Origin of the sequence: Citrobacter sp. Cpo091 (assembly GCF_030332645.1) — a bacterium.
Classification (GTDB): Bacteria; Pseudomonadota; Gammaproteobacteria; order Enterobacterales; family Enterobacteriaceae; genus Citrobacter; species Citrobacter portucalensis.
Genome location: NZ_JAOWHL010000034.1, coordinates 42,653 through 67,808, shown reverse-complemented (window position 1 = coordinate 67,808; position 25,156 = coordinate 42,653). Strand labels below are relative to the sequence as shown.

General features: G+C 48.8%; 29 protein-coding genes. 16 read left to right on the top strand and 13 right to left on the bottom strand.

Annotated elements, in window-relative coordinates:
• Window positions 1-83 precede the first annotated feature (83 nt).
• Window positions 84-269, top strand: a complete 186-nt coding sequence (locus OGY04_RS10980) for a glycine cleavage system protein T (RefSeq protein ID WP_223240755.1) — start codon at window positions 84-86, stop codon at window positions 267-269.
• A 51-nt stretch (window positions 270-320) separates the two neighbouring features.
• Entirely contained in the window at window positions 321-2,771 is a 2,451-nt protein-coding gene (gene glgP, locus OGY04_RS10975; RefSeq protein WP_286585296.1) for a glycogen phosphorylase, read from the top strand.
• 32 nt (window positions 2,772-2,803) lie between these two features.
• Here the strand turns inward: glgP and OGY04_RS10970 are convergent, their stop codons facing one another.
• Entirely contained in the window at window positions 2,804-3,730 is a 927-nt protein-coding gene (locus OGY04_RS10970) for a LysR family transcriptional regulator (RefSeq protein WP_071445063.1), read from the bottom strand.
• 220 nt (window positions 3,731-3,950) lie between these two features.
• Here OGY04_RS10970 and bssR point away from each other — a divergent pair, with 220 nt between their 5' ends.
• Both bssR and OGY04_RS10960 read left to right on the top strand, forming a co-directional pair.
• Entirely contained in the window at window positions 3,951-4,334 is a 384-nt protein-coding gene (gene bssR / locus OGY04_RS10965) for a biofilm formation regulator BssR (RefSeq protein WP_008784229.1), read from the top strand.
• 102 nt (window positions 4,335-4,436) lie between these two features.
• On the top strand, window positions 4,437-5,534 hold the full coding sequence (locus tag OGY04_RS10960; protein ID WP_286585295.1) for a PQQ-dependent sugar dehydrogenase: 1,098 nt from the start codon (window positions 4,437-4,439) through the stop codon (window positions 5,532-5,534).
• A 5-nt stretch (window positions 5,535-5,539) separates the two neighbouring features.
• On the opposite strand, the gene OGY04_RS10955 is transcribed toward OGY04_RS10960, so the two are convergent.
• Entirely contained in the window at window positions 5,540-6,166 is a 627-nt protein-coding gene (locus OGY04_RS10955; protein WP_032942804.1) for a glutathione S-transferase family protein, read from the bottom strand.
• A 328-nt stretch (window positions 6,167-6,494) separates the two neighbouring features.
• On the opposite strand from OGY04_RS10955, the gene dacC reads away from it, so the two are divergent.
• Window positions 6,495-7,697 carry a serine-type D-Ala-D-Ala carboxypeptidase gene (gene dacC, locus OGY04_RS10950; protein WP_020996521.1) on the top strand — a complete coding sequence of 401 codons (1,203 nt, stop codon included), beginning with the start codon at window positions 6,495-6,497 and terminating at the stop codon, window positions 7,695-7,697.
• A gap of 45 nt (window positions 7,698-7,742) precedes the next feature.
• Here the strand turns inward: dacC and deoR are convergent, their stop codons facing one another.
• Together deoR and ybjG are read right to left on the bottom strand one after the other, a co-directional pair.
• Window positions 7,743-8,501 (bottom strand): DNA-binding transcriptional repressor DeoR, encoded by a 759-nt coding sequence (gene deoR, locus OGY04_RS10945; RefSeq protein WP_032942805.1) that lies wholly within the window; start codon window positions 8,499-8,501, stop codon window positions 7,743-7,745.
• Window positions 8,502-8,565: 64 nt separating this feature from the next.
• Window positions 8,566-9,174 carry an undecaprenyl-diphosphate phosphatase gene (gene ybjG / locus OGY04_RS10940; protein WP_286585294.1) on the bottom strand — a complete coding sequence of 203 codons (609 nt, stop codon included), beginning with the start codon at window positions 9,172-9,174 and terminating at the stop codon, window positions 8,566-8,568.
• 297 nt (window positions 9,175-9,471) lie between these two features.
• On the opposite strand from ybjG, the gene OGY04_RS10935 reads away from it, so the two are divergent.
• The gene (locus tag OGY04_RS10935; RefSeq protein ID WP_008784235.1) at window positions 9,472-10,704 is read left to right on the top strand and encodes an MFS transporter; all 1,233 of its coding nucleotides are present in this window, start codon (window positions 9,472-9,474) and stop codon (window positions 10,702-10,704) included.
• A 217-nt stretch (window positions 10,705-10,921) separates the two neighbouring features.
• On the opposite strand, the gene OGY04_RS10930 is transcribed toward OGY04_RS10935, so the two are convergent.
• From OGY04_RS10930 to OGY04_RS10920, 3 genes are all read right to left on the bottom strand, one after another.
• A complete protein-coding gene (locus OGY04_RS10930) occupies window positions 10,922-11,203 on the bottom strand; it encodes a hypothetical protein (protein WP_003831642.1) in 282 nt (93 codons plus the stop codon).
• Between the two features lie 107 nt (window positions 11,204-11,310).
• Window positions 11,311-12,126, bottom strand: a complete 816-nt coding sequence (locus OGY04_RS10925; RefSeq protein ID WP_286585293.1) for a Cof-type HAD-IIB family hydrolase — start codon at window positions 12,124-12,126, stop codon at window positions 11,311-11,313.
• Window positions 12,126-13,334, bottom strand: a complete 1,209-nt coding sequence (locus OGY04_RS10920; protein ID WP_008784238.1) for an MFS transporter — start codon at window positions 13,332-13,334, stop codon at window positions 12,126-12,128. The genes OGY04_RS10925 and OGY04_RS10920 overlap by 1 nt, the downstream gene beginning before the upstream one ends.
• Window positions 13,335-13,419: 85 nt before the next feature.
• Between OGY04_RS10920 and OGY04_RS10915 the strand changes: the two genes are divergently transcribed.
• Complete coding sequence (locus tag OGY04_RS10915) at window positions 13,420-13,980, top strand: TetR/AcrR family transcriptional regulator (RefSeq protein WP_003831648.1); 561 nt, start codon at window positions 13,420-13,422, stop codon at window positions 13,978-13,980.
• Here the strand turns inward: OGY04_RS10915 and OGY04_RS10910 are convergent.
• The 5 genes from OGY04_RS10910 to OGY04_RS10890 form a co-directional block, all read right to left on the bottom strand.
• Window positions 13,967-14,764 carry an SDR family NAD(P)-dependent oxidoreductase gene (locus OGY04_RS10910; protein ID WP_286585292.1) on the bottom strand — a complete coding sequence of 266 codons (798 nt, stop codon included), beginning with the start codon at window positions 14,762-14,764 and terminating at the stop codon, window positions 13,967-13,969. The two genes, OGY04_RS10915 and OGY04_RS10910, sit on opposite strands and share 14 nt — an antisense overlap.
• A 268-nt stretch (window positions 14,765-15,032) precedes the next feature.
• Window positions 15,033-15,614 (bottom strand): hypothetical protein, encoded by a 582-nt coding sequence (locus OGY04_RS10905; RefSeq protein WP_286585291.1) that lies wholly within the window; start codon window positions 15,612-15,614, stop codon window positions 15,033-15,035.
• A 69-nt stretch (window positions 15,615-15,683) separates the two neighbouring features.
• Entirely contained in the window at window positions 15,684-16,724 is a 1,041-nt protein-coding gene (locus OGY04_RS10900; protein WP_286585290.1) for a phage integrase, read from the bottom strand.
• A gap of 82 nt (window positions 16,725-16,806) precedes the next feature.
• Entirely contained in the window at window positions 16,807-17,766 is a 960-nt protein-coding gene (locus OGY04_RS10895; protein WP_286585289.1) for a hypothetical protein, read from the bottom strand.
• 81 nt (window positions 17,767-17,847) lie between these two features.
• Window positions 17,848-18,408 (bottom strand): phage repressor protein CI, encoded by a 561-nt coding sequence (locus OGY04_RS10890; RefSeq protein WP_286585288.1) that lies wholly within the window; start codon window positions 18,406-18,408, stop codon window positions 17,848-17,850.
• 125 nt (window positions 18,409-18,533) lie between these two features.
• Here OGY04_RS10890 and OGY04_RS10885 point away from each other — a divergent pair, with 125 nt between their 5' ends.
• The 3 genes from OGY04_RS10885 to OGY04_RS10875 are packed head-to-tail and all read left to right on the top strand — an operon-like array spanning window position 18,534 to window position 19,538.
• Window positions 18,534-18,755, top strand: coding sequence for a regulator (locus OGY04_RS10885; protein WP_286585287.1), 222 nt, complete (start codon window positions 18,534-18,536; stop codon window positions 18,753-18,755).
• Window positions 18,756-18,787: 32 nt separating this feature from the next.
• Entirely contained in the window at window positions 18,788-19,297 is a 510-nt protein-coding gene (locus tag OGY04_RS10880) for a phage regulatory CII family protein (protein WP_286585286.1), read from the top strand.
• 7 nt (window positions 19,298-19,304) lie between these two features.
• Window positions 19,305-19,538, top strand: a complete 234-nt coding sequence (locus tag OGY04_RS10875; protein WP_286585285.1) for a phage filamentation protein Fil family protein — start codon at window positions 19,305-19,307, stop codon at window positions 19,536-19,538.
• Here OGY04_RS10875 and OGY04_RS10870 read toward each other — a convergent pair.
• Window positions 19,486-19,944: a hypothetical protein gene (locus tag OGY04_RS10870; protein ID WP_286585284.1), complete on the bottom strand. Its 459-nt coding sequence runs from the start codon at window positions 19,942-19,944 to the stop codon at window positions 19,486-19,488. The two genes, OGY04_RS10875 and OGY04_RS10870, sit on opposite strands and share 53 nt — an antisense overlap.
• Window positions 19,945-20,164: 220 nt before the next feature.
• On the opposite strand from OGY04_RS10870, the gene OGY04_RS10865 reads away from it, so the two are divergent.
• From OGY04_RS10865 to OGY04_RS10840, 6 genes are all read left to right on the top strand, one after another.
• Window positions 20,165-20,506, top strand: a complete 342-nt coding sequence (locus OGY04_RS10865; RefSeq protein ID WP_200060582.1) for a DUF5347 domain-containing protein — start codon at window positions 20,165-20,167, stop codon at window positions 20,504-20,506.
• Between the two features lie 67 nt (window positions 20,507-20,573).
• Window positions 20,574-20,810 carry a DUF2732 family protein gene (locus OGY04_RS10860; RefSeq protein WP_137366245.1) on the top strand — a complete coding sequence of 79 codons (237 nt, stop codon included), beginning with the start codon at window positions 20,574-20,576 and terminating at the stop codon, window positions 20,808-20,810.
• Window positions 20,810-21,037 (top strand): TraR/DksA family transcriptional regulator, encoded by a 228-nt coding sequence (locus OGY04_RS10855; protein WP_080625500.1) that lies wholly within the window; start codon window positions 20,810-20,812, stop codon window positions 21,035-21,037. The genes OGY04_RS10860 and OGY04_RS10855 overlap by 1 nt, the downstream gene beginning before the upstream one ends.
• Before the next feature lie 19 nt (window positions 21,038-21,056).
• Window positions 21,057-23,441: a replication endonuclease gene (locus tag OGY04_RS10850; RefSeq protein ID WP_286585283.1), complete on the top strand. Its 2,385-nt coding sequence runs from the start codon at window positions 21,057-21,059 to the stop codon at window positions 23,439-23,441.
• Between the two features lie 135 nt (window positions 23,442-23,576).
• Window positions 23,577-23,765 (top strand): hypothetical protein, encoded by a 189-nt coding sequence (locus OGY04_RS10845; RefSeq protein ID WP_024906464.1) that lies wholly within the window; start codon window positions 23,577-23,579, stop codon window positions 23,763-23,765.
• 364 nt (window positions 23,766-24,129) lie between these two features.
• Window positions 24,130-24,996, top strand: coding sequence for a hypothetical protein (locus OGY04_RS10840; protein WP_241176991.1), 867 nt, complete (start codon window positions 24,130-24,132; stop codon window positions 24,994-24,996).
• The last annotated feature ends 160 nt before the right edge of the window (window positions 24,997-25,156 follow it).

Here is a 25,156-nt window from a genome sequence, read left to right as displayed (position 1 = left end):
TCCGGCTTTAAGTGCCGCTTCTTGGCTATAGACAGTCATTATCGTAAATTTTATCTCGTCGAGCGTTACTAATGAGGTTAAATTTGAAAGATATTGTTTTGAAGTCGAAACTTGAAATGGCTAAAACTCTTTATGCTAATGGTGTGAGTTTATATTATATCTCACTTGCCACAGGCTTAAGTTGGCGTGTATTAATGACAGAATTAACGTTCATCGCCAGTCATGAAAATATTCGACAAAAAGCTAACGCTCACGTACCCAAACTTTAAATAATTCACCTGTCTATTACCATCCTACAAAATTTGAAAGGTAACGTTAATATGTATATTTCGCCACTTCCAGTCGCCACGGACTCTGATGTTGATAAACTTAGAGATGATATTGCTAATAAACTTTTATTCACTATTGGCAAAGATCCCGCAATCGCCACGAAACGGGAGTGGCTTAATGCGACGTTATATGCGGTACGCGATCGGATGGTCGAGCGCTGGCACCGTTCTAATCGGGCGCAATTCTCTCAGGATGCGCGTCAGGTATATTATCTGTCGATGGAATTTTTAATTGGTCGTACGCTATCCAATGCGTTGCTCTCTTTAGGTATTTATGACGAAGTCAGAAGCGCGCTGGAGGCAATGGGGCTTGAACTGGAAGAACTGATTGACGAAGAAAACGATCCCGGGTTAGGTAATGGTGGTCTCGGTCGTCTGGCGGCCTGCTTCCTTGATTCACTGGCAACGCTTGGGTTGCCGGGATGTGGATACGGTATTCGTTATAACTACGGTATGTTCAAACAAAATATCGTTAACGGTGTACAAAAAGAGTCGCTCGATTATTGGCTGGAATACGGTAATCCCTGGGAGTTCAAACGTCATAATACGCATTATAAAGTACGTTTTGGCGGGCGTGTTCAACAGGAAGGGAATAAAACCCGCTGGCTTGAAACCGAGGATATTCTGGCTGTGGCACATGATCAAATTATTCCAGGTTATGCGACGGACACGACTAATACGTTACGCTTGTGGAACGTGCAGGTGAATAGCGAAGTTAATGCGGGCAAACTGAATCAGCAGGCCGACTTTGCTACTGAAGTGGAAAACAAATACCACTTCGATCGTATCTCGCGGGTTTTGTACCCTGATGATTCCACCGATGCGGGGCGTGAATTGCGTTTACGCCAGGCCTATTTCCTGGCCTCGGCGACGATCCAGGATATTCTGAGTCGTCATTATCAGTTGCACAAAACTTACGACAATCTGGCCGATAAAATTGCGATTCACCTTAATGATACGCATCCGGTACTGGCGATCCCTGAGTTGATGCGTTTATTGATTGATCATCATCAGTTTAGTTGGGATAACGCGTTTGACGTGACCTGTCAGATTTTTTCTTATACCAACCATACGTTGATGAGTGAGGCGCTGGAGACCTGGCCAGTAGAAATGCTAAGTCGAATTTTGCCGCGCCATTTGCAGATTATTTTTGAGATTAACGATCGTTTTCTGAAGACCTTACAGGAACGTTATCGTAATGACAGCGATCTGCTAAAACGTGTGTCGTTAATTGATGAGTCCAATGGTCGTGTGGTGCGTATGGCCTGGCTGGCGGTAGTTGTCAGTCATAAGGTAAACGGCGTGTCGGCATTGCATTCAAAACTGATGACCGAATCACTGTTTGCAGACTTCGCGCGTATATTTCCCTTGCGTTTCACCAACGTAACCAATGGTGTGACTGCGCGTCGTTGGCTGGCGCTGGCGAATCCACCGCTTGCCAAAGTGCTGGACGAAAATATCGGTGACAGCTGGCGGACTAAATTAATGCAGTTGGGCGAGCTGAAGCAGTTTATAGATTATCCGTCGGTGAATGAGGCTGTGCATCGTGCGAAACGTGAAAATAAGCAGCGGCTGGCGCACCATATTGCCACCCACTATGGCGTGGTGGTGAATCCTGATGCGCTGTTTGATGTGCAGGTGAAACGCATCCACGAGTACAAGCGGCAACTCATGAATGTGCTCCACGTTATTACACGCTATAACCGGATTAAAGCCGCGCCGGATGCCAACTGGGTACCGCGAGTGAATATCTTTGCCGGAAAAGCGGCCTCCTCTTATCACATGGCAAAACAAATTATTCGCTTGATTAACGATGTGGCGCAGTTAGTCAATAACGATCCGCAGATTGGCGGCAAACTGAAAGTAGTATTTATTCCGGATTACAGCGTCAGTCTCGCTCAGCTAATTATTCCGGCAGCCGATCTGTCAGAGCAAATTTCCCTGGCCGGGACGGAAGCCTCCGGGACCAGCAATATGAAATTCGGTATGAATGGTGCGCTCACTATCGGTACGCTCGACGGTGCGAATATCGAAATGCGCGAATACGTTGGGGAAGATAACATCTTTATCTTTGGCAATACGGCTAATCAGGTTGAAACTCTGCGACGTGATGGCTATGACCCGAGGCACATCTTTGAAAAGGATGAGGAACTTCATCAGGTGCTGACGCAAATCGGTACAGGGGTGCTCAGTCCGCAGGAGCCAGGGCGTTATAGAGACGTGTTGGATTCATTGATTAACTTCGGCGACTACTATCAGGTATTGGCAGATTATCGCAGCTATGTAGATTGTCAGGATGCGGTGGACGAGTTGTATCGTACTCCCCGGGAGTGGACGACAAAAACCATGCATAATATTGCTAACATGGGGTATTTCTCGTCGGACAGAACGGTTCAGGAATATGCCGACCATATCTGGCGCATAGCAAAAATACGCGTGTAGCCAGTATTTCTAACGCTCAGCCTCTCTGGTTTTCATAACAGGGAGGCTGTTTGCAAATCAGCCAGAATAGGTGAGAGGATTTTGTGGGTATTGCTTTCTTTGCGCGATGAGGCAAACACGCTAAATTGTGGCAAGGGAAACGGAGTGTTTATTTTTTTTAGTCCATACAGGTGAGCGTGTGTTTCAAATACCTTTTCCGGGATCACCCCTAAACAATGGGTATTGGACACAATCGTCAGAATCGCCGTAAACGATGAGGTAAGCAGGCAGCGTTCTCCGGTTCTAAATTTTTTATCCACAATACTGCGATGATAAATGATTTTCTCATTCTTAGTATTGTAACCGACCAGGTTAGCGTTTCTGAATTGCGCTTCACTGATGGTGTTACCATATAAAGAATTATTCTGCGAGGCCGCCAGTACCAGGCGCATATCGCATATTTTCTGGCATGAAAGACTTGCTGACTCTACGGCAAAGGTAGAAAAAACGGCATCTGCCTGACGCATATTCAGCAGTTCAATAATACTCTGTTCATTCAGGTCGGCGGTAAGGTGCAGGAGGCTGATATCGGCGTCAGTCTCGATTATTCTGGCGGTGACATCTGGAATAACGATAGGGGAAATAAAAGACTCCGTATAAAGCGTTAACCTTTTTTTGGCGGCAGGCGTGGAAAGCGGCATCAGCGTTGATAGCTTATCGATAATTGGGATTGTATTATCATACAGTTCATCAGAATAGACTGTCGGTAACAGTGCATTCCCGCTACGGACAAAAAGATTATCACCCATCATTTCGCGCAGTTTTCTTAATGACTGGCTGACGGCGGAAGGTGAGATGTTCAGCATGTCAGCGACTCTGGAAATGCTACCCACGCTATAGATCAAACAGAAAATGGTCAGCAGATTGAGATCTATTTTTGATAGTGTGCGTATCTTTTCTGCATCATTTGCTTTCGACATAGACCCCTCATCATCAACACCATGGCAGTAACCACATCAGGTATAGCAAAAAAAGTCAGGCGAGTCAGACACTGGGCGCTTTCGATAAGCGTACCGGATGAAGTTGTAACATTGTAAATTATGTTAATCAATTGGGCTTTATTGATGTAGGACATCTATTTGTTCAAAAAACAACCATACTATTAAGTTGCACCATAGTTGGAAAGAGGAGGAACAAAGTATGGTTGTTGACAGACTGAGAACCGATCTTCTCAACAAATTGATAAACGCCCGTATCGAACTTGCCGCTTATCTGCAGTTGAGAAAAGCGAAAGGCTACATGTCAGTTAGCGAGAGCGATCGCCTGCGTGATGTTTTTTTTGCACTGAATCGCGAATTGCACGAGCAATCACAGCTTCACGGTATGCATCTTGATCAGGAAGAGTGGAATGCCCTTCATCGTGCTGAAGGGGCGTTAGCCGCCGCCGCTGTTTGTCTTATGAGTGGACATCACGATTGTCCAACGTTTATCGCCGTTAACGCAGAGAAACTGGAAAACTGCCTGACAACGCTGACGCTAAGTATCCAGAGTTTGCAATCTTACCCAACGCTGGAACACGTCTGAATCAGGGGGAGGGCGCTCCCCCTTTTCGTCAAGATTATGTAAATGTAGCGGGATAATTCCCCTTGCTGGCTACGCTTTATGCAGAGCCATTAAGGAGGTGTTATGCGTCGACTCTTTCTCTGTGCTATTCCACTTGCGCTATTTTCCACTTATGCCGCCGCGGTAAAAGTGGAAGTGCTGCAAACTAAACTCGATCACCCATGGTCACTGGCTTTTTTACCCGATAACCGCGGTATGCTCATTACGCTCAAAGGTGGACAGCTTCGACTCTGGCAGCCTGATAAAGGGCTTTCCGACCCGCTGACCGGCGTACCCAAAGTTTGGGCAAATGGTCAGGGAGGACTGCTTGATGTGGCGTTAGCACCGGATTTTGCACAATCTCGCCGGGTATGGCTAAGCTTCGCTGAAGCCGACCGCGAAGGCAAAGCGGGCACCGCGGTAGGCTACGGGCGATTGAGTGACGATCTCAAACATCTGCAAGGATTTCAGACCGTTTTTCGCCAACAGCCAAAGCTTTCCACCGGGAACCATTTTGGTGGACGTCTGGTATTTGATGGTAACGGTTATCTGTTTATTGGCCTGGGGGAGAATAATCAACGCGCTACCGCCCAGGACCTGGATAAATTGCAGGGTAAATTAGTCCGACTGACCGACGAGGGAAAAATTCCGCCGGATAATCCGTTTGTGAACATGGCGGGAGCGCGGGCAGAGATTTGGTCGTATGGCATCCGCAACCCACAGGGGATGGCGATGAATCCGTGGAGTGATGTGCTGTGGCTCAATGAGCATGGTCCACGCGGAGGCGATGAAATCAATATCCCCGAGAAAGGGAAAAACTACGGCTGGCCTATCGCGACCTGGGGTGTTAACTACAGTGGTTTGAAAATTCCCGAAGCAAAAGGTCAAATTGTTGCAGGCACGGAACAACCCATCTTTTACTGGGAAAAGTCGCCGGCGGTTAGTGGAATGGCTTTTTACAATAGCGATACCTTCCCGCAGTGGCGGCAGAAGTTGTTCATCGGCGCGTTGAAAGATAAAGAAGTGATCGTGCTGAGCGTTAAAGGGAATACGATCACTGAGGATGGTCGTCTGTTGCAGGAAAGGGGGCAGCGGATCCGTGATGTGCGCGTCGGACCAGACGGTTATTTGTACGTGCTAACCGACGAGTCCGACGGGGAATTACTGAAAGTGAGTCCCTGATTTGGTTAGCTGACCGGGATCATCACGATTTTTTGAAACGCCGGGCGCTCGGTCAGTTGTTGATACCAGCGTTCCAGATGCGGGCGCGGGGTCCAGCTCAGACCAACGTTGAACAGGTTATAGATGAACGGTGCAACAGCGATATCCGCGGTGCCAAATTCAGCGCCGGAGAACCATGGCTGGTCTGCCAGCGCGTTATCCAGAATGGCAAACAGGTTCTCGCAAACTTGCTTACTTGCCTCAATGGCCGCCATATCGCGCTGATCGGCAGGTGTTCTGACCAGACCAAATAAGATAACCCGATGCGCAGGGCTTAGCGTCTGATTTGCCCAGTCCATCCATTTTTCACCGACGGCGCGCGCGGCCGGGGCGTCAATCCACAAACGTTTTTGTCCGTACTGAGCGGCCAGATAGCGGACAATGGTATTGGATTCCCACAGAACAACGTCTGTTTCATCATCGCGTAGCAGCGGAACCAGTCCGTTCGGGTTCAGTGCCAGATAGTCGGCATCGCGGTTACCGCCATGCTGTCCGCCCGCCAGAATTTGGTTATACGGCAGTTCCAGTTCCTCGAGCGTCCACAATACTTTTTTTACGTTGGTCGAGTTATTGCGACCCCACAGTGTAATCATAGTAACCCCGCAAATTAATTGAGCAGCTTTATGGCTGCAGATGCCATCTGACTAGCTCACATGGTGGGGTAAACCTAATATTTACGCAACAAAGTCTAAAAAAATCGTGCCAGGAGCAGCGCAGCGCGGCGTTATTGCATAAACTTTAAAAACTTTACCAACTTACGGTTTCTTTAAGCTCGTTAGTGCGTTATTACTCACCGCACTTATTTTACACGTCATCCATCAGACTTTTTCTGCATGGGTTGGTCGAGGTCGCTTGGCCGGTTTTGTGTAAACACGGTGTGGTATGACGTGGTTTTTTGGAATGGATACTCGGGTGGCATTTATGACGCAATACTTCTCTTCACTTCGCAGCTTTGCTGCAGGTTCTGCACTCTTAATCCTTTTGGCACCGACCGTACAGGCGGCGGAGCAACCGACGGCCCCGCCGAGCGTGGACGCGCGTGCGTGGATTCTGATGGATTACGCCAGTGGTAAGGTGCTGGCTGAAGGTAATGCTGATGAGAAACTGGACCCTGCCAGTCTGACCAAAATCATGACCAGCTATGTGGTTGGGCAGGCGCTGAAGGCCGGGAAAATTAACCTCAACGACATGGTCACCGTGGGCAAAGACGCCTGGGCGACCGGTAATCCAGCCCTGCGCGGTTCGTCGGTCATGTTCCTCAAGCCCGGCGATCAGGTTGCGGTGTCCGATCTGAATAAAGGCGTTATCATTCAGTCAGGTAACGATGCCTGTATTGCACTCGCTGATTACGTTGCCGGCAGTCAGGAATCCTTTATTGGTCTGATGAACGGCTATGCAAAAAAACTGGGGCTGACCAACACGACTTTCCAGACGGTACACGGCCTGGATGCGGCAGGACAGTTCAGTACCGCGCGTGATATGGCGTTGCTCGGGAAGGCGTTAATCCACGATGTGCCGGAAGAGTACGCTATTCACAAAGAGAAAGAATTTACCTTCAATAAAATCCGCCAGCCGAACCGCAACCGTCTGTTGTGGAGCACCAACCTGAACGTGGACGGTATGAAAACCGGGACCACTGCCGGGGCGGGATACAACCTGGTGGCCTCTGCGACCCAGGGCGATATGCGCCTGATCTCCGTGGTGCTGGGAGCAAAAACCGACCGCATTCGTTTCAATGAGTCAGAAAAATTGCTGACCTGGGGTTTCCGTTTCTTTGAAACCGTTACGCCGATCAAGCCGGATGCGACTTTCGTCACCCAGCGCGTCTGGTTTGGCGATAAGAGTGAAGTGAATCTGGGCGCCGGAGAAGGGGGTTCTGTGACCATTCCGCGTGGCCAGCTCAAAAACCTGAAGGCCAGCTTTACCCTGACTGAACCACAGCTAACTGCACCGCTGAAGAAAGGTCAGGTTGTGGGCACTATCGACTTCCAGTTGAACGGAAAATCCATTGAGCAGCGTCCGTTGATGGTGATGGAAGATGTGGAAGAGGGTGGTTTCTTTAGCCGCATGTGGGACTTTGTGATGATGAAATTCCACCAGTGGTTTGGTGGTTGGTTCTCTTAATCTTATCTATTGCCGGATGGCGCAATCGCCGTCCGGCAGTATCTGTTAGTACTTCAGCGTGATACGTTGTGCTTTAGCGTACTCAACAAATGCCTCGTCAGGACGGCTGTCGCTGATGATGGTATCAAAGCGTTTTAATTCCCCCATCCTCGCAGGTCGCACCTTGCCAAACTTGCTGTGATCGACCACCAAAACGTGATGCTGCGCCATCGACATCGCCCAGTGCTTCACCGGCAGTTCTTCCAGATTAAAACAGGTCGCGCCTTTTTCGATGTGAACACCTGCTGCGGAATAAAAGGCGATATCCGGACAGAGGTTGTTCAGCGTTTCCTGGAAATCGAGCGGTTTAAAAATCGCGTTACTGGCATGGAATTCACCACCACACAGAATGACGCGGCACTGCGGTTTTTCCTGCAGCACCAGAAACGTATTCAACGAGTAGCAGATTGCGGTGAAGGGCAGTTCATTGTCGATCGCTTCAATGATCCACGGCGTGGTCGTACCGCAATCGAAAAAGATGGTCTGATGCGCCTGCACGAGACTCGCCGCCTGCTGGGCAGCGCGACGCTTTTCATCAACCAGACGGGATTTTTGATCGCTGATTAAATAGTGGTTAGCGCTGCGGGGTTCCAGAACAATATAGCCCCCGAGCAGCACGACGGGAGCATCATGATTATTCAGGTCGCGACGAATGGTCATCTCAGATACGCCCAGCAACGTCGCGGCTTCTTTGAGGTGTAATTTATCGCTGCGTTTCAGCGCCTGCAGTAATTGACCAATACGCTCGTCGCGTCGAGTTTCCATAGTTCCCCTGGAGAATAGAATAAGTGCTCAGTTTCGCGCTTAATACTACTCTTTTTACCGCGGGTTAGTCACGTACCCAACCTTTACGGATGGGGAGAGCGAAGCAGGTGCGATAGCACGTCTGCAAGCCGAGGTACAAGCTTGTGCCGAACCGTTGCCAGATCATCTGGGCGCTCAGGCAACCGATCAACCCGGCCAGTAATCCGCCCAGCATATCCAGCGGCCAGTGAACGCCAAGGTAAACTCGTGACCAGGCAATCGCCACGGCGACAACCATCAGCAGAGCACCCGTCCACAAGCGATGCCAGAACAGGAAGGCCAGAGCAAAGGTAAAGATAACCGTACCGTGGTCGCTCGGGAAAGAGTCATCTGCCGCATGGTGCAGGAAGTTATAGCCGATGTGGTTAACGAACGGACGATCGTGGGGGAAAAGACGCCCCATCAGCCAAGAAATCGTCAGACCGACTACCAACGCAATGGCCATTTTGATGACCAACTGGCGCTGGAGCGAAACCTGACCACGAGGTCCCCAAAGCCAGAGCACAACGGCTAACAGCGGCACAATGCTGATCAGATCTTTGGCAATGAAAATGGCGAGCGAAATTGCCCATTGCGCAGAGTCGGGTGTTGCATTGATCAGGTAAAAAAGCGAATTGTTCAGATTTTCCAGCATAACGTCCAGACTCAGTGTAATCGTTAAAAAGACCCATTTTGGGAGAGCATAAAATTGCTTTCACGGGATAAAAAGCGGTCTTGTCTTATTTGCCTGTTAAATGACGATTTTTAAGACAATTAATGAGATTTATTGAGCATGATAACGGTCTCAACTTAAATTAACCTTAAAGCAAAATGTTCTTGAGCAAATGAGTGTAAAAATGTGCGCATTTTGCTTTCAAATCACATAATTCACTATCACCAGTACGGCGCATTTATTACACTTTGCGCGATTTTTCTATAGTTAAGAGATTGCATGCAGAACCGTTTATCTTCAGGCGTCCGTTTGGGGCGTCAGGCATTACTTTTCCCGCTCTGTCTGGTGCTTTACGAATTCTCCACTTATATCGGCAACGATATGATCCAGCCCGGAATGTTGGCGGTGGTGGCGCAATATAACGCCGGATTAGATTGGGTACCTACGTCCATGACCGCCTATCTGGCAGGCGGCATGTTTTTGCAGTGGTTGTTAGGACCGCTGTCGGACCGTATTGGTCGTCGTCCGGTAATGTTAACCGGTGTGATCTGGTTCATCGTTACCTGCCTTGCAACCCTGCTTGCACAGAATATTGAGCAATTTACCTTCCTGCGTTTTTTGCAGGGGATAAGCCTGTGCTTTATTGGTGCGGTGGGTTACGCCGCCATTCAGGAATCCTTTGAAGAAGCGGTCTGCATAAAAATTACCGCGCTGATGGCAAACGTGGCGCTGATTGCGCCACTGCTGGGTCCGTTGGTAGGCGCAGCCTGGGTACATGTTCTGCCGTGGGAAGGGATGTTTATCCTGTTTGCTGCTCTGGCGGCCATCTCCTTTTTTGGTCTGCAACGCGCGATGCCGGAAACGGCAACCCGGCTTGGTGAAAAGCTGTCCATTAAAGAGCTGGGCAAGGATTATAAGCTGGTGCTGAGGAACGTGCGCTTCGTTGCAGGCGCACTGGCGTTGGGTTTTGTCAGCCTGCCGTTACTGGCGTGGATTGCGCAGTCCCCGATTATTATCATCAGTGGTGAACATCTCAGCAGCTACGAATATGGTCTGTTGCAGGTGCCGATTTTTGGCGCGTTGATTGCCGGTAACCTGGTGCTGGCGCGTCTGACTTCGCGAAAAACCGTGCGTTCGCTAATTATCATGGGCGGCTGGCCAATCGCCGTTGGCCTGATTATTGCTGCTGCGGCCACGGTAGTGTCATCTCATGCATATCTATGGATGACGGCAGGTTTGAGTATCTATGCGTTTGGCATTGGCGTGGCGAATGCGGGGCTGGTGCGCCTGACGCTGTTTGCCAGCGAAATGAGTAAGGGGACCGTTTCTGCCGCAATGGGTATGTTGCAGATGCTGATTTTTACCGTCGGTATTGAGCTGAGCAAACACGCGTATCTGCTGGGAGGGAACGGCTTGTTCAGCCTGTTCAATCTGGCAAGCGGCGTACTGTGGCTGATTTTGATGGTTATCTTCCTGAAAGATAAACGGGTAGGGAATTCCCGGGAAGGTTAAGGCCCGGTTGTCCGCAATCCAGCGCAGATAAGCATAATGACGCCGATAAATTCATCATTATGTTGATAATAGAATCACGCTGTAGGCCGGATAAGCGAAGCGCCATCCGGCGGCCTGTAGCAAATTGCCGGATGGCGGCGTAAACGCCTTATCCGGCCTACCGCTCACCAAAGATCTTAACTGACTAGTATTACGGTTGTCTGGGCCTGGCGACAACTTAGTGGTGGTCGTCAATCTGATGTTCGATAACCATCCCTTCACCGACGCTTGCCACATGTCGCGCATAAGGATGTGCGCGATAGACTGGGGCCGGAGCAGGCGCTGGAGCAACATATACCGTTTGTGGTGCGGTCGTTACGCTGACCGCCTGCGGGACGCTGACGGAAGAGGGCACTACCACCACTTTATAACCGCTGGGGACATCAACGGTAACGCTCTGTGCAAATGTTGTCCCCGCAAAGCCCAGCAACAATGTCGCCATCAGTACACTTTTCTTCATGATCCGCTCGCCTGAAATATTCACTGGAAGTAATAATCCAGCGGGTTAATTTGAGGCGGATTATGAATAGATCATGCCATCATTTTGTTGCCGTCTGTGCTGAGCCGTTAATGCGTAAACGGTGCTTCATTCTTTAACACGCGGTCGATAACATCCAGCACGCCCTCTTCGTTGTTCGAGCCTGCACGATATTTTGCCGCCTGGACAACCGGTTCGTGAGCGTTGGCCATTGCGAAACTAAATCCCGCCTGACGCAGCATCTCAATATCATTTCCGCCATCGCCAAACACAACAACCTCGTCGTCGTTAATATTCCAGCGTTGTTGCAGCAGGCGCAGACCGTTAGCCTTATGCACGCCGGGTATTATTAAGTCGATGCTGCCGTAGCCGGTATGCACCGGTACCATAATATCGCCAATCGCCTCGTGGAGATCGGACTGTACCTGTGGAATTCGGTCGTCGGAAATATTCAGCCCGAACTTGAAGAAAACGTCGTTAAGATTGTCAAAATTATCTACAAATTCGAGACGATGATAGTACATGGCGGAAACGTTCTTATGCTCATCGCTGTACTGTTTCAACGTATAGGCGCTGTTTTTACCACAGGCAATAATGTCGATATCGGCGCGGGTCAGCAGATGATCTACGATGGCATGGAAATCGTCTTTAGCTAGTTCGCCGTTAAAGACATCTTCTCCTTCACTGACCACCCAACCGCCGTTTTCGGCGACAAATGAGATCTCATTGGCCAGTTCGGGGAAAAAGGAAATCAACTGATAATATTGGTTGCCGCTGGCGACCACAAAGCGGATCCCTTGTTCTTTCATCTGGCGGTATTGCGCCATAAAGCGCTCACGGTTATAGGTTTTTTGGTCGCTTAAAAATGTGCCGTCCATGTCGACCGCAATTAATTTGATACTCATTAGCTGTTCTCCATCACCGTAGTATTTTTGAGATCCGGTTTCGCTACCGCTTTCGCGACGACGGCGGCGACAAGCACCAGCGCCAGCACCACTAACATAGCGCTGCGCAGGCCATAGTGTTCACCCAGATAGCCCAGCAGCGGCGGTCCAACAAGGAACGCCAGGTAACCGGTGGTCGCCACGACGCTGACGCGGGTCGGTGCATCGGGGCCGGTGTCGCTGGCAGCTGAAATGGTCAGCGGGAAACCGAGCGATGCGCCGAGTCCCCACAGAATAACGGACACACCGGCCACCCAGGAGCTGTCGACAAAAATAATTAGGCTAATCCCGAGAGCGCCCATCAGCGCACTGGCGCGCACCACCGCAACGCGGCTGTAACGGTCGATGAACCAGCCACCGGTAAATCGCCCAACGGTCATACCCAGCGTAAAACCAGCATAAATCAGCGAGCCTGATGTCGGGCTAAATCCATGTCCGTCCACCATTAACAGTGGAAGCCAGTCGTTGGCGGAACCTTCAGCAAATGCCATCGCCAGCACTACAACGCCGATCAGCAATAGCTGGATATCACGATAAAAAGGCAGTCCTTTTTCACCGGAGTGAGAACCGTCAGCGGCATTTTTGCCCGTGCCGTCAGGAATAGCTTTGATGGCGATGAAAATAGGTGTGATAGCAACCATTGCAGCCAAAAGAATATGCGCGGTAGCCGGGACGCTGAAGGCTGTAAGCATCATTCCAACTCCAGCCCCTGCCAACGTTCCCAGGCTGTAAAAACCGTGCATCATCGGCAGCACGGTTTTGTTCATTTCGCGCTCAACTGCCGCACCTTCGACGTTGATGGCAACTTCTGCCGCGCCAAAGCTGGCGCCAAATACGCTCAGGCCAAACGCGAAAAGCCATGCGGAATGTAGCCAGAGCGCTACGCTGAGGATCGCCATTCCGAGAACGGCACAAGACATGGTGGTGCGGATCACCTTACGCGTGCCAAATCGTTTCACCAGCCAGGCCGAACAAAGTATGCCACTCATCGAACCAATAGAGAGCCCAAACAACACCGCACCCATTTCGGCAGTGGAGATGGAGAGGATATCTCTGATGGCAGGGGTACGCGTTGCCCAGGAGGCCATTAATAATCCTGGTAAAAAGAAGAACGTGAACAGCGCCCAGGTGCGACGTCTTAAGGCTTTGCGTGATGAGATGCCAGTCATGAATTCGAGCCAAAGAAAAGAGGGAAGGAGACAACATTAGCAAGACTGTGTACATTTGTACACAAATGCAAGAAGAGGAAATGTAGTGCGACGTGCAAACGATCCGCAGCGGCGGGAAAAAATAGTTCAGGCGACTCTGGATGCAGTAATAGCCCATGGTATTCATGGGGTTACACACCGTAAAATCGCTATGATTGCCGAGGTACCACTGGGTTCTATGACCTATTACTTTTCGGGAATCGATGAGCTTTTGATGGAGGCATTTGGCCGTTTTACTGACAGGATGATGCTGCAGTATCAGGACTTTTTTGCCGATGTTAAGGATGCGTCGCAGGCTTGCCATGCCATTACCGATATGATTTACGGCTCTCAGGTCACAACGCCTGATAATATGGAGCTCATGTATCAGCTGTATGCTTTTGCCAGCCGTAAACCAGCGTTGAAAACGGTGATGCAGAACTGGATGCTACGCAGCCAACAAACGCTGGAGCAGTGGTTTGACCCGGTTACGGCGCGGGCGCTGGATGCGTTTATTGAAGGAATGACGCTGCATTTTGTCACGGACAAAAAACCGCTGCAGCGAGAAGATATCTTGCTGATGGTGGAGCGTATTGCAGGGATACCCGCGACAGTCAGCTGTGCGTAGCGCCTCCGGTAATATTCACCACCGTCGCGGTCATGGCGCTGGCATGGTCTGAAGCAAGAAAGGTCATGACCTCAGCGATTTGTGCAAGCGTAGGCAGGCGCGCGAGCATGGTACTTTGCGCCGCCCCCCCTAACCATTGATCGACGGTTAAACCCATTGACTGTGCTTTGGCGGAGAAAATTTCTCCGGTATAGGAGCCAGCTGCAACAGCATCCACAATCGCATGCGAGCGCACGCCGACGACCCGGATATTTGCCGGTCCTACCTCGCTGGCGAACGCTTTAATAAAAGCCCCTGTTCCTGCACAACCAACAATATGACCCAGATGACCAGGCATCGCCATCGGGGCCGCGGGGGCAACAACGCTGAGAATGACGCCCGCACGATTGCCGCCCATGTGCGGCGTTATGGCTTTAGCGATATTGAACTGCGCCGAGAGGAAAGGGGTTATACCGCTCATAAACTCAGAGAGGGATAATGCGTCAAGGCGTTTGCCCTGTTCGTGCATAAATCCCGTTGCGTTAACCACCACATCTATTCCACCAGTTTGCTGCGCAAGGCGGGTAACTTCCTTCGATGCGTTGTGCTCGTCGAGTACATCGGTGATAAAGGTTTCGACTGTACCACCTGCCGTTCGGATAATACTGGCCGTCCGATCAAGTTTTTCCTGGCTGCGAGCGCCCAGACATATATGGGCTCCTTCGCGCGCCATGGCCTGCGCAACCGCACTACCAATAGCCCCGCTGCCACCAAAAATTACTGCGACTTTGCCAGTAAGCAACATGACTAACCCCCATCCCCGATAAAGCACCGTTTTAAAGTATGTGCCATAACCGGCATGCTGCAAATTTGGGAGGAGTTTCAGAGGTGGAAGGCGATGAGCGCAAATTTCAGGCAACAAAAAACCCATTTATGTAAATGGGTTAGTGAAAACAGCGATTTGCAATATTATCAACGAGTTAGGTTGGTGGTAAGGAGTGGGGATTACGGGGTAATACCAACCGCTGCCGCCATTTTGTCGCCACTGTTTGTTGTAACTTTACGAATTCCCTTTAGCCTTTGGTTGGTATCCAAGCACTTTTATTAGGGTTCCATCGCTTGGTCATATCCAAAGTGAGTAGGGTTACCAGAAAACCTCCGCGATAACCTCCCTCTATTGAGTCTCTAACGACACCACCGCTCAAGCCACGATTATAGCTGACCTTGATTTCAGTTATGCCATCCAGAGGTTCAGCTAAGGTCATAGTCAGTGTATCGTCAAACACAGGAAAGTCATCAGTACCTAAAGTAAGTGGCCTTTGTGAATACCAGTATGAGTGCCCGCGAGCATTCGCTAGGTCTTCAGCATATCTTTCCATTACATCCATCGTGTAATAGTTGTTGTCATGCTCCTTTCTGGATTCTTCGGCCCATTTGTCATAAGAAGTAAAATAGCTCACGACATCTTTCTGATACTGCTGGCTATCTTTCCATGCACTGTATTGGAGCCAGCCCGCAACTGAGCCTATGAGCAGAACAGCTACAGAAAGTAAAATTAAGGAAATACGAAACAAGGTTTTCTTGTGTTGTCCGATAAGACGCCAAATAACAATAATTAACACAATAGCGAGTAGAAAAAGAACGATCTGAGACATCAGATTTCTTGCCTAAATGAGGTATTTAAAGGGGGATTAGGCTGAATTATACATGCGCGCATTAGATTGTCATTGGCAAATCATCGATGGAATGTTGTCCGGTAATGTAGCTAAAGGATTAAAGCGAAGCGCTGTTTCAAGATGATCAGGGGCCAGGTGGGCGTAACGCATGGTCATTTTTATGTCGTGGTGACCGAGGATCTTTTGCAGGGCAAGTATGTTTCCTCCCGACATCATAAAGTGCGCTGCAAACGTGTGGCGCAGAACGTGGGTAAGCTGGCCGCGCGGAAGCACAATGGAGGTTTTTTCCATCACGGACAAGAACTGGAAGTAGCAATCCGTAAAGAACTTGAAGCCGTCTAGGGCAATGATTTCCTCGTAAAGCTCTTTGCTAATCGGAATGCTTCGGTTCTTTTTGCCTTTGGTCCTGACGAACGTGATTCGGTACTTTGTGACCTGGGAGCGAGTGAGGTTCACCGCTTCGCGCCAGCGTGCTCCGGTACTCAAGCAGACCTTGACGACTAAAGCGAGCAGGGTGCTTTGGCATTGGCAGTCGTATAGCAGCTCTGTGATCTGCTCATGCGTTAGCCAGGCCATTTCTTTTTCGGCAATCGTGAACTTACGCATGTTCTCCAGCGGGTTCGGTGCCGCCCATTCTCCGAGTCGTGCCAGCTCGCTAAAAACGCCACTCAGATAGCTTTGTTCGAGGTTGATTGTTACCGGGCTGGCACCTTTCCTCCACTTCTCACTGAAATAGATTTCACCCGTAAGGCGTTTGTCGCGGTAATGCGCGAATAATTTTGAGCTGAGATCTATTGCGAGAGGGTTTCCGAGAGCAGCGACCATCAAAATCAGCTTGTCGTAAACATGCTTCCCAGCGGTCAGGGATTTGCCGTGCAGTTTGAACCAGAGTTCAACGACGTCTTTCAGAGTTCGGCGATCTACCGATTCACCCAGCCAAGGCTTAGCCTCTGTCTCTTCCATCGTGTGACGTTCAAAAGCCAATGCTTCACCTTTGGTGGCGAATTGCTTACGCACACGTCGCCCGGTGCGCCCTGCGGGGTAGCATTCGCAAATCCATTTTCCTGTGTCAAGTTTTCGCACTGCCATAAAAAAGCCCTCATGTCTGAGGGCTAAATTTAACTGTACTTTTGAACAGTGGTCAATGTTTGATTCTTGATAAGTAATACAATTATAATTGTAAGAGAGTCAAATAATGAAGATATTGACTTTCTAATTGATCCGAATGTGCATTGGATTTATCATATTGAGGCTGCATTTTAGTATTAACTGAACAATTAAATAAATGCTTAAGATGATAAGTGTCTTCATTATTAGAAGCTGCATATATTCTTGTTGAAGGATTAGCATCAACGGTAAGATTTATTAGAGAAAATGATTTCTGACAAAGTGTAAGAACGCTATGGATTTTCTTTTTTAATTCATCCTCGTCGTTGAAAGGCATAACAAGACTGACAATACCATCCTGAGACTTAAACATAATTAGCTTATTGTTTGATTGTTCAGGAATAACAATGGCTAAATGGTGGCATATTTTATTAAGGTGATTATTTAAATTATGGATTGCAAATAATTCGTCTTCGAGCGTTGCAAAAGATGATTGATTGAATCCATAAATTATTTTGCTGATTTCTTTGATTTTTAAACCAATAAACACTTCTTTAGATGTTAATTCATCTGTGATGATACCTGCTTGATATGAAGATTTCTCAAAAAAGTAATTATACACAAGATATGGGTCGTTAATTTTATACTCAAAATTTTCACCGCCAGCCTTTGCCTTCATACTGGGTAGCTTTCCTAGGGCTTCAGTAATAAACTTATGGTGAGAAAAGAAACTATCAGAAATATTTTTCTTTTTTGTCGCTTCGATCTGACTAGAGGTTTGTATTGTTCTTTGTATATGAGCGACTATGGCAACTAAGGGAATAGATAGTGATAAAACACCTATAGGAAATTTAAATAATTCCAAGAAATTGCTATAGCCTTCAGGTGTTAGATTAAAAATTATTGATGGATTAAACCACAACGGAAAGCATAGTATTAGTGCACAGAATACAGGTATACCTAGTGCTAACCTAAAGGGCCACTGCTGAGTTAGACTACCATCCGAAAACTCTAAAAATTTCATTGTGCCTCTCATTGAATAACTTTTATTTTAAATTAAATTCATGGAGCTTGCTAAGTTATAAATTGAGTTTTAATATAAAAGTTATTTTAAACATGTAACAATTATTTTTGCTATTATTTTTATATCTGTCAACAAGCATTCAAATGTTCGATTTCCACCTTCGACAATAATGCGAGCATTTGGAAGACGGGTTAATGTCCTGATAAGAACCTCGCCATCGATGCTCACAATCCATTTCCCATCACGAATTTCACTGAAATTTCTATCACAGATAAACTCAACGTTTCCCTCCACAACGACAAAGGGACTAACTAAATTCTTTGGAAGAAAATCTTTATCAAATACATAAGAACCATCGTTCAGTAATTTACCGTTAGTCAGTACTTGTTTAGGAAGCTCAGAGGTGATGTCTTTTTGTGAACTCCTGATGTCACCTTGACCATTTGTTAGCCAATTAAGTGAGACGCCAGTTTCAAGAGCGCACTGGATCACCCACTCAGCAGGAAATGAGTCACGCATATATCTCGTTGCTAACGTGCTTTTTGAAACTCCTAGATGGTCACATAAGGCTTGTCTGGTCTTGAAACCATACGCTTCAACCATACGCCCAATGGCACCGCGGCCACCTTTCTCCAAATTCATGGTCACTCCAAGTGAACTTTTTACTTAACGATTTCATGATGCGATCGTATGTTTCTGGTGTTCACAAAAAGCAAACGATCAGTGTTCATCCTGATTAATCATGACTAAACGGGGAATGTTGCACCATGAGACCTAACATTTCAATAACTCTGACCACACCCCACGTAACTATCGAAAGATACAGCGAACTCACAGGGTTATCTATCGACACTATCAACGACATGCTCGCCGACGGAAGGCTTGTTCGTCATCGTTTACGTAAGGATAAAAAGCGTGAAAAAGTGATGATCAACATCGCAGCTATGACTGTTGATGCCCTTTCTGATTGCAACGTGACTATCAACTAGTTCCATTTTGAGACTCCACGGAGCAACTGACTATGTTTGACTATTGCATATCAAAACATCCCCATTTCAATGAAGCCTGCCGGACCTTCGCGCTGCGCCACAACATGGCGAAGCTGGCAGAACGTGCCGGTATGAACGTTCAGACCCTGCGTAATAAGCTCAACCCGGAGCAACCGCATCAGCTCACCGCTCCAGACATATGGCTGCTGACCGATCTCACTGAGGACTCAACGCTGGTTGATGGGTTTCTGGCGCAGATTCATTGCTTGCCATGCGTGCCGACCAATGAAGTCGCACGAGAGAAAATTCCTCAGTATGTCCTGAAAGCCACTGCAGAAATCGGTCGTGTCGCTGCGAGTGCGGTTTCTGGTGTCCAGCTAAATGCGACCACCCGCCGCCAGGTTGTTGAAAGCGTCAATTCAGTTACTCGCTTGATGGCTTTAACCGCTATTTCGCTGCAGGCGCGTTTACAGGCCAACCCTGCAATGGCAAGTGTCGTCGATACCGTGACGGGTCTAGGCTCTTCTTTTGGGCTGAGCTGAGGTGATTATGCTGAATGACGAACCTTCATTCGCATCACTGCTGGTTAGGCAAAGCCCGGCAATGCATTACGGTCACGGCTGGATTCACTTACCTGACGGAAAAAAGTGGCATCCGTGTATTGAACTGTCTCCCCGGCAGCAGGCTGTCCGGGGTATAGGTAAAAAGAGATTGCTACAACGTCTAAGTATTAACGTGGCAGGCATCCTGCAAACCAGGCGAAAAGCTTTTCCTGGAAGCTGAGTTTAGTGTCATCAGGCAGACCACATGCAATAGCAGCTCTTTTGTAGGCTGGATTTAACAAAGAACCGAAAGGTGCGGAATCAGAGTGATGCAGCGTTTTCAATTTTTGTGCGATCAGTTCCGGGGTCAGTTCATCCCCAGCATAAAGCAATTCCCCGTACTGGCGGCTTTGTACGGTAGCACGCTCGGAAATAATTGCGGGTTGCCACACAAGTTGAATTGTTGCGATTACAACAACGGGCAAAGCGAACAACCATTCCAATCCTGTATCGGCAAATACTGCAGTACCGCTAATAAGCTGGATAGCTGTCATCAATTTGTCAGCCCTACCGTGAAGCGTTGCCGTCATTGCCTCAAGGTAATAGCAGTAATGCAACTGGAAATATTCGGAGCTTTGTTTAGTCATGCCGGATTCCTATTTTTTATCTTGCCCCGGTTCTGGCTTAGGTGCAGGGGCAGGACGAGGCAATACATGGAAGTTGTCAGAGTCTGACATCAGATTTCTCCTTCGAGGGGTAGATGATTGTTGGCACAAATAGTCTACCACCAAGGCACGCGCCGGGCGTGTGAAAAAATTCCCGGCACAACTTTAAATAGGTATATGTACGACGAGATAGGAGGGGATAATGGCTATTGATGGCTCGGCGGCAACTGTTCCACTAAGCCCCGGCAAACGCCTGGACGGACTGAACCATATTGCAGAACTACGTGCAAAAGTGTTCGGCCTGAATATTGAGTCGGAGCTTGAAAGGTTTATTGAAGATATGCGCAACCAAAGGGATGTTAACAATAAACAGAATGAGAGGGCACTGGCAGCCATATTTTATATGGCAAAAATTCCAGCAGAACGTCATAGCGTCAATATTAGTGATCTGACTACTGACGAAAAGCGGGAACTGATTAAAGCAATGAATCATTTTCGTGCAGTGGTGAGCTTATTTCCAAAACGGCTAACCATGCCGAATTAATCCACAACAGAAATTAATGGCGTAAACCCGCCGGGCATTCCTTTGCCCAAATTCAGGAGACATAACTATGCGAAATATTGAAACACGTATCACCAAGACCGGACCAGATGATGCAGGCCTCAATCTGCTGCTAACTGAGGCGCGTATAGATGAGCGCAAGGATCGTGCTTTAGCCGTTTCAATCCGAATGGAAGCGTTGGCGATTCATATTCTGCAGAAGGAAATGAACGGGGTGGAGGCAGCAGAGCTACTGCGCCGCGAAGCTGCGCGCTGTGAAGCGGAATCTAGGGGGGACTGGCACTGATGGCTGATTCAATGGATCTCGTACAACAGCGCGTTGAAGAAGAACGTCAGCGCCATATCCAAACTGCTCGCAGCCGAAAGACTGGGGCTTCTTCTCTGGAGTGTGAGTGTTGCGGAATCGTCATCCCGGAACAGCGCCGTGCTGCAGTGCCGGGCTGTGATCTCTGCGTCACCTGTCAGGAAATAGCAGAGCTGAAAGGGATGCACTACACCCGAGGTGCTTTGTGAGCTTCGGAGTCTTCCAGTGATGTCTGAGCTACTAAAAGATAAAGGCGGTCCGACTGTGACCGCCGTGGCCTTTCCATGGAATACCCCAAAAAAAGCGGTTAACCCGTATCTGGAACCGGCGGACGTTGCGCCGGTGTCTGCACTTTCAAACCTGATCACTCTGTACGCTGCGGATAACGAGCAGGAGCAACTGCGCCGTGAGGTGTTGAGTGATGAGGTTTGGGAACGCTATTTCTTTAATGAATCCCGTGATCCTGTCCAGCGTGAAATAGAGCAGGATCAGCTAATTAGCCATGCCAAAATGGCCCGCGAACAGCAGCGCGTTAATCCCGATTTAGTGATTATTGCCGATGTAAGCGCCATGCCTGCCCATATCAGCAAGCCTCTGCTGGAGCGGATTAAATACTTCCATAGCCTGGGCAAGGCTAAAGCTTACTCCCGCTATCTGCGCGAAACAATCAGGCCTTGTCTTGAGCGGCTGGAGCGCGTGCGTGACAGCCAGGTGTCTGCGTCTTTCCGGTTCATGGCGAGCCAGGACGGGCTGGAGGGGCTGCTGGTACTGCTTGAAATGAATCAGGAGCAGGTCAAGCGCCTTTCCACGCTGGTTGCGGCACATATGAGCATGTGTCTTGATGCGGCTTGCGGTGATCTGTTTGTCAGTGACGATGTTAAACCAGAAGAAATCCGCCAGGCATGGGAAAGGGTTGCTGCAGAAGCCATGCGCCTTGAGGTCATCCCGCCTGCCTTTGAGAGGTTGCGCCGCAAAAAGCGCCGCCGCAAGCCGGTGCCTTATGAACTTATCCCACCGTCGCTGGCGCGCATGCTGTGCGCGGACTGGTGGTATCGCAAATTGTGGCAGATGCGCTGCGAGTGGCGGGAGGAGCAGCTGCGCGCCGTCTGCCTGGTCAACAAGAAAGCGTCCCCGTATGTCAGCTATGAAGCCGTGATACACAAACGCGAGCAGCGTCGCAAATCGTTGGAGTTCTTCCGCTCGCATGAACTGGTCAACGAAGACGGTGACACGCTGGATATGGAAGATGTGGTGAACGCCAGCAACAGCAACCCGGCGCACCGCCGTAATGAAATGATGGCCTGTGTTAAAGGGCTGGAGCTGATCGCGGAAATGCGTGGAGACTGCGCAGTGTTCTATACCATCACCTGCCCGTCACGCTTCCACGCAACCCTCAACAACGGCAGACCTAATCCGAAATGGACCAGCGCCACGGTCCGGCAGAGCAGTGACTATCTGGTTGATACATTCGCCGCTTTCCGCAAGGCCATGCACAAAGCCGGGCTGCGCTGGTACGGCGTCCGCGTTGCAGAGCCACATCATGATGGCACCGTGCACTGGCATCTGCTGTGTTTTATGCGCAAAAAAGACCGCCGCTCCATCACTGCGCTGCTGCGTAAGTTTTCCATACGTGAAGACCGCGAGGAGCTGGGCAACAATACGGGACCGCGTTTTAAGTCTGAGCTAATCAACCCGCGTAAGGGGACGCCGACCAGCTACATTGCCAAATACATCAGTAAGAATATCGACGGGCGTGGGCTGGCTAAAGAGATCAGCAAAGAAACAGGCCGGTCACTGCGTGACAGCGCCGAGCACGTCACCGCCTGGGCGTCGCTGCACCGAGTTCAGCAGTTCCGTTTCTTTGGTATTCCGGGGCGTCAGGCATATCGCGAGTTGCGCTTGCTGGCTGGTCAGGTCGCGAGAGCGCAGGGCGAGCACAAAGTGGGTGCGCCGGTACTGAATAACCCGCGTCTGGATGCGGTGCTGGCAGCAGCTGATGCGGGCTGCTTTGCTACCTACATCATGAAGCAGGGCGGTGTACTGGTTCCCCGCAAACATCACCTTGTCCGCACGGCTTATGAGCTTAACGACGAACCGAGCGCCTACGGCGATCACGGTATCCGTATCTATGGCATCTGGTCCCCGATTGTAGAGGGCAAGATTTGCACGCACGCGATGAAGTGGAAAAAGGTTCGTAAGGCCGTTGACGTTCAGGAGGCGACAGCCGACCAGGGCGCTTGCGCCCCTTGGACTCGTGGCAATAACTGTCCCCCTGTTGAAAATTTGAACCAATCAGGTGGCGAATTACCTTTAACCAGTGAGCTGGAGGCGCTGCCTGATCTCCATAATTTGAGCGCTAAGGAACGCCGGGAGCTGACTGCCCGGTTGAGGCTGGTAAAACCAAAGCGTCGAAAAGGGTACAAGCAGGAAATTAACGGTCATCAGCGCCAGCAGCTCGACGCTGAGCTGAGGTCCAGAGGCTTTGATGCGAGTGAAACAGAGGTGGATCTGCTTCTGCGTGGCGGCAGCATTCCATCTGGAGCCGGGCTGCGCCTGTTTTACCAGAATCAACGTCTGCAGGAGGATGACAAGTGGCGGCAGTGGTATTCGTGAGTATCGTCCGAAAAGTGCAGAATCGTGACCTCCACATGACTGACTGAAAGCTAAAAAAGCATTTTACAATCAGAAATTTCTTCTATACTGTATATATATACAGTTATTTATGCAGTAGTATCGATAGGAGGGAAGATGCAGGACTATTTCTTGGAGTCGTTAAAGCTCCAGCGCATTGATTTTTTTATCAAGCTTGTAGCGGCTAGTGAGTGTGACGATGAAGAAAAGCAGCTGGCTATCCAGTGGGTTTCTGAGTTGACGGATGAGCTGATGGCAAAGATTCGTGCTCATGAATACGGCCGCTCCATGGATCTTCCCAGTTAGTAGCAGGAACGTTGCTGGCGTGAGAACTTGATTCTGACGTCAGCAAGGTTGAACAACGATATAAATGATATATTCTCTCAGTAGCTGCTCTTTTAACTATCAATAGTTAGGATAGAGGGCATTGATGAATGGTTTCCAGTTAACATCTCTTTCTCTAATCGTTTTTTATTACCTCTTTATAATTAATCGCCTTTTTCCATTATTGTGTGTAATTCAATGTGGTTCATAATTTCTTTCACATGATAGCGAAAGAATGTATGAACATGATATATATTATGTAATGTCTGCCGCAGATAATCCTAACTTAATTAGTGTAATTGTAATTCCTTATGAACTAATATAACTTAGTGTAATAGGAGATATTATGCCTTACATAGTTAAAAGTGTAACTCATGCCGCACGTGGACTTCGCCTCCCTAGCCATATGGGAATTACAAGTGAAGGAAGAGTATTTGTAAGTGAATTTGGAGGAGGCTGTATTCATGAAGTAACGTCACTGCGCGGGGACCAAGTTTCGGGAAAATCACTAGTGCTAGACTCACTTGTGAATCCTAGTGGAATTCATCCGCTAAGTGATGGAACGCTAATAGTTGCAGACTCAGGTCGTGGTGAAATAAAAGAAATTTCATTAAGTCGAAGCTCTGCTGCCGCATCTGTTACGACAATTGCTAGTCAGCACTCTAATCCATACGGTGTTTTTGAACATCAGAAAGAACTCTATACTACATTTTCTAATAATAGGATGGCAGGTATTAGTAGAATAGTGAAAGGCAGGAGCTTTGATAAGGCAGATATATTTGTTTCAAATTTCCCTGTTGTTGTTCAATCTGAGCCTTATCCACATTTGGCTGGGTGTGGGGGGAGTTGGGGAGGCTCTGGTGGTGGTTCGGGTATATTTTTTTCTCACTACGCCCTTGGCGCTATATTTGATGTAACAAAGGGTGGGACATATGAGGATTTTAGAGAACAAAGATTCGCTTGGGCTCTCACTGGTCCTCTTGGCATTATTTTCGATCCAATCGATGGCGATCTGTACGTCGTTGAAAAAGGTTCTGGTGTAATAAAACGAATTGAAAAACAAGGTGGGTATAGCCGCTTTGCAACCCCGCTAATCGCTGGTTTCCAAGAACCAAGCTGTATAAGATTCCTACCAGATGGCTCAGCTGCTTACGTCTGTGACCGAGCTTGGGGGACTGTATTTAGGCTTGAGCTTCAGCATATCAGTGCCTAGACTGCATTACCAACGTGGGACATTATGTGCTCTGGAGTATGCAAACATGGCTGCTATCTTCGCGAAATTTAACTAGATACTTGAACAACTGTACGCACCGAGCTGGTCTGTAATGGCAAGCAGCAGTCATTGCATGACTATGCCGCATGAATCCGCATGA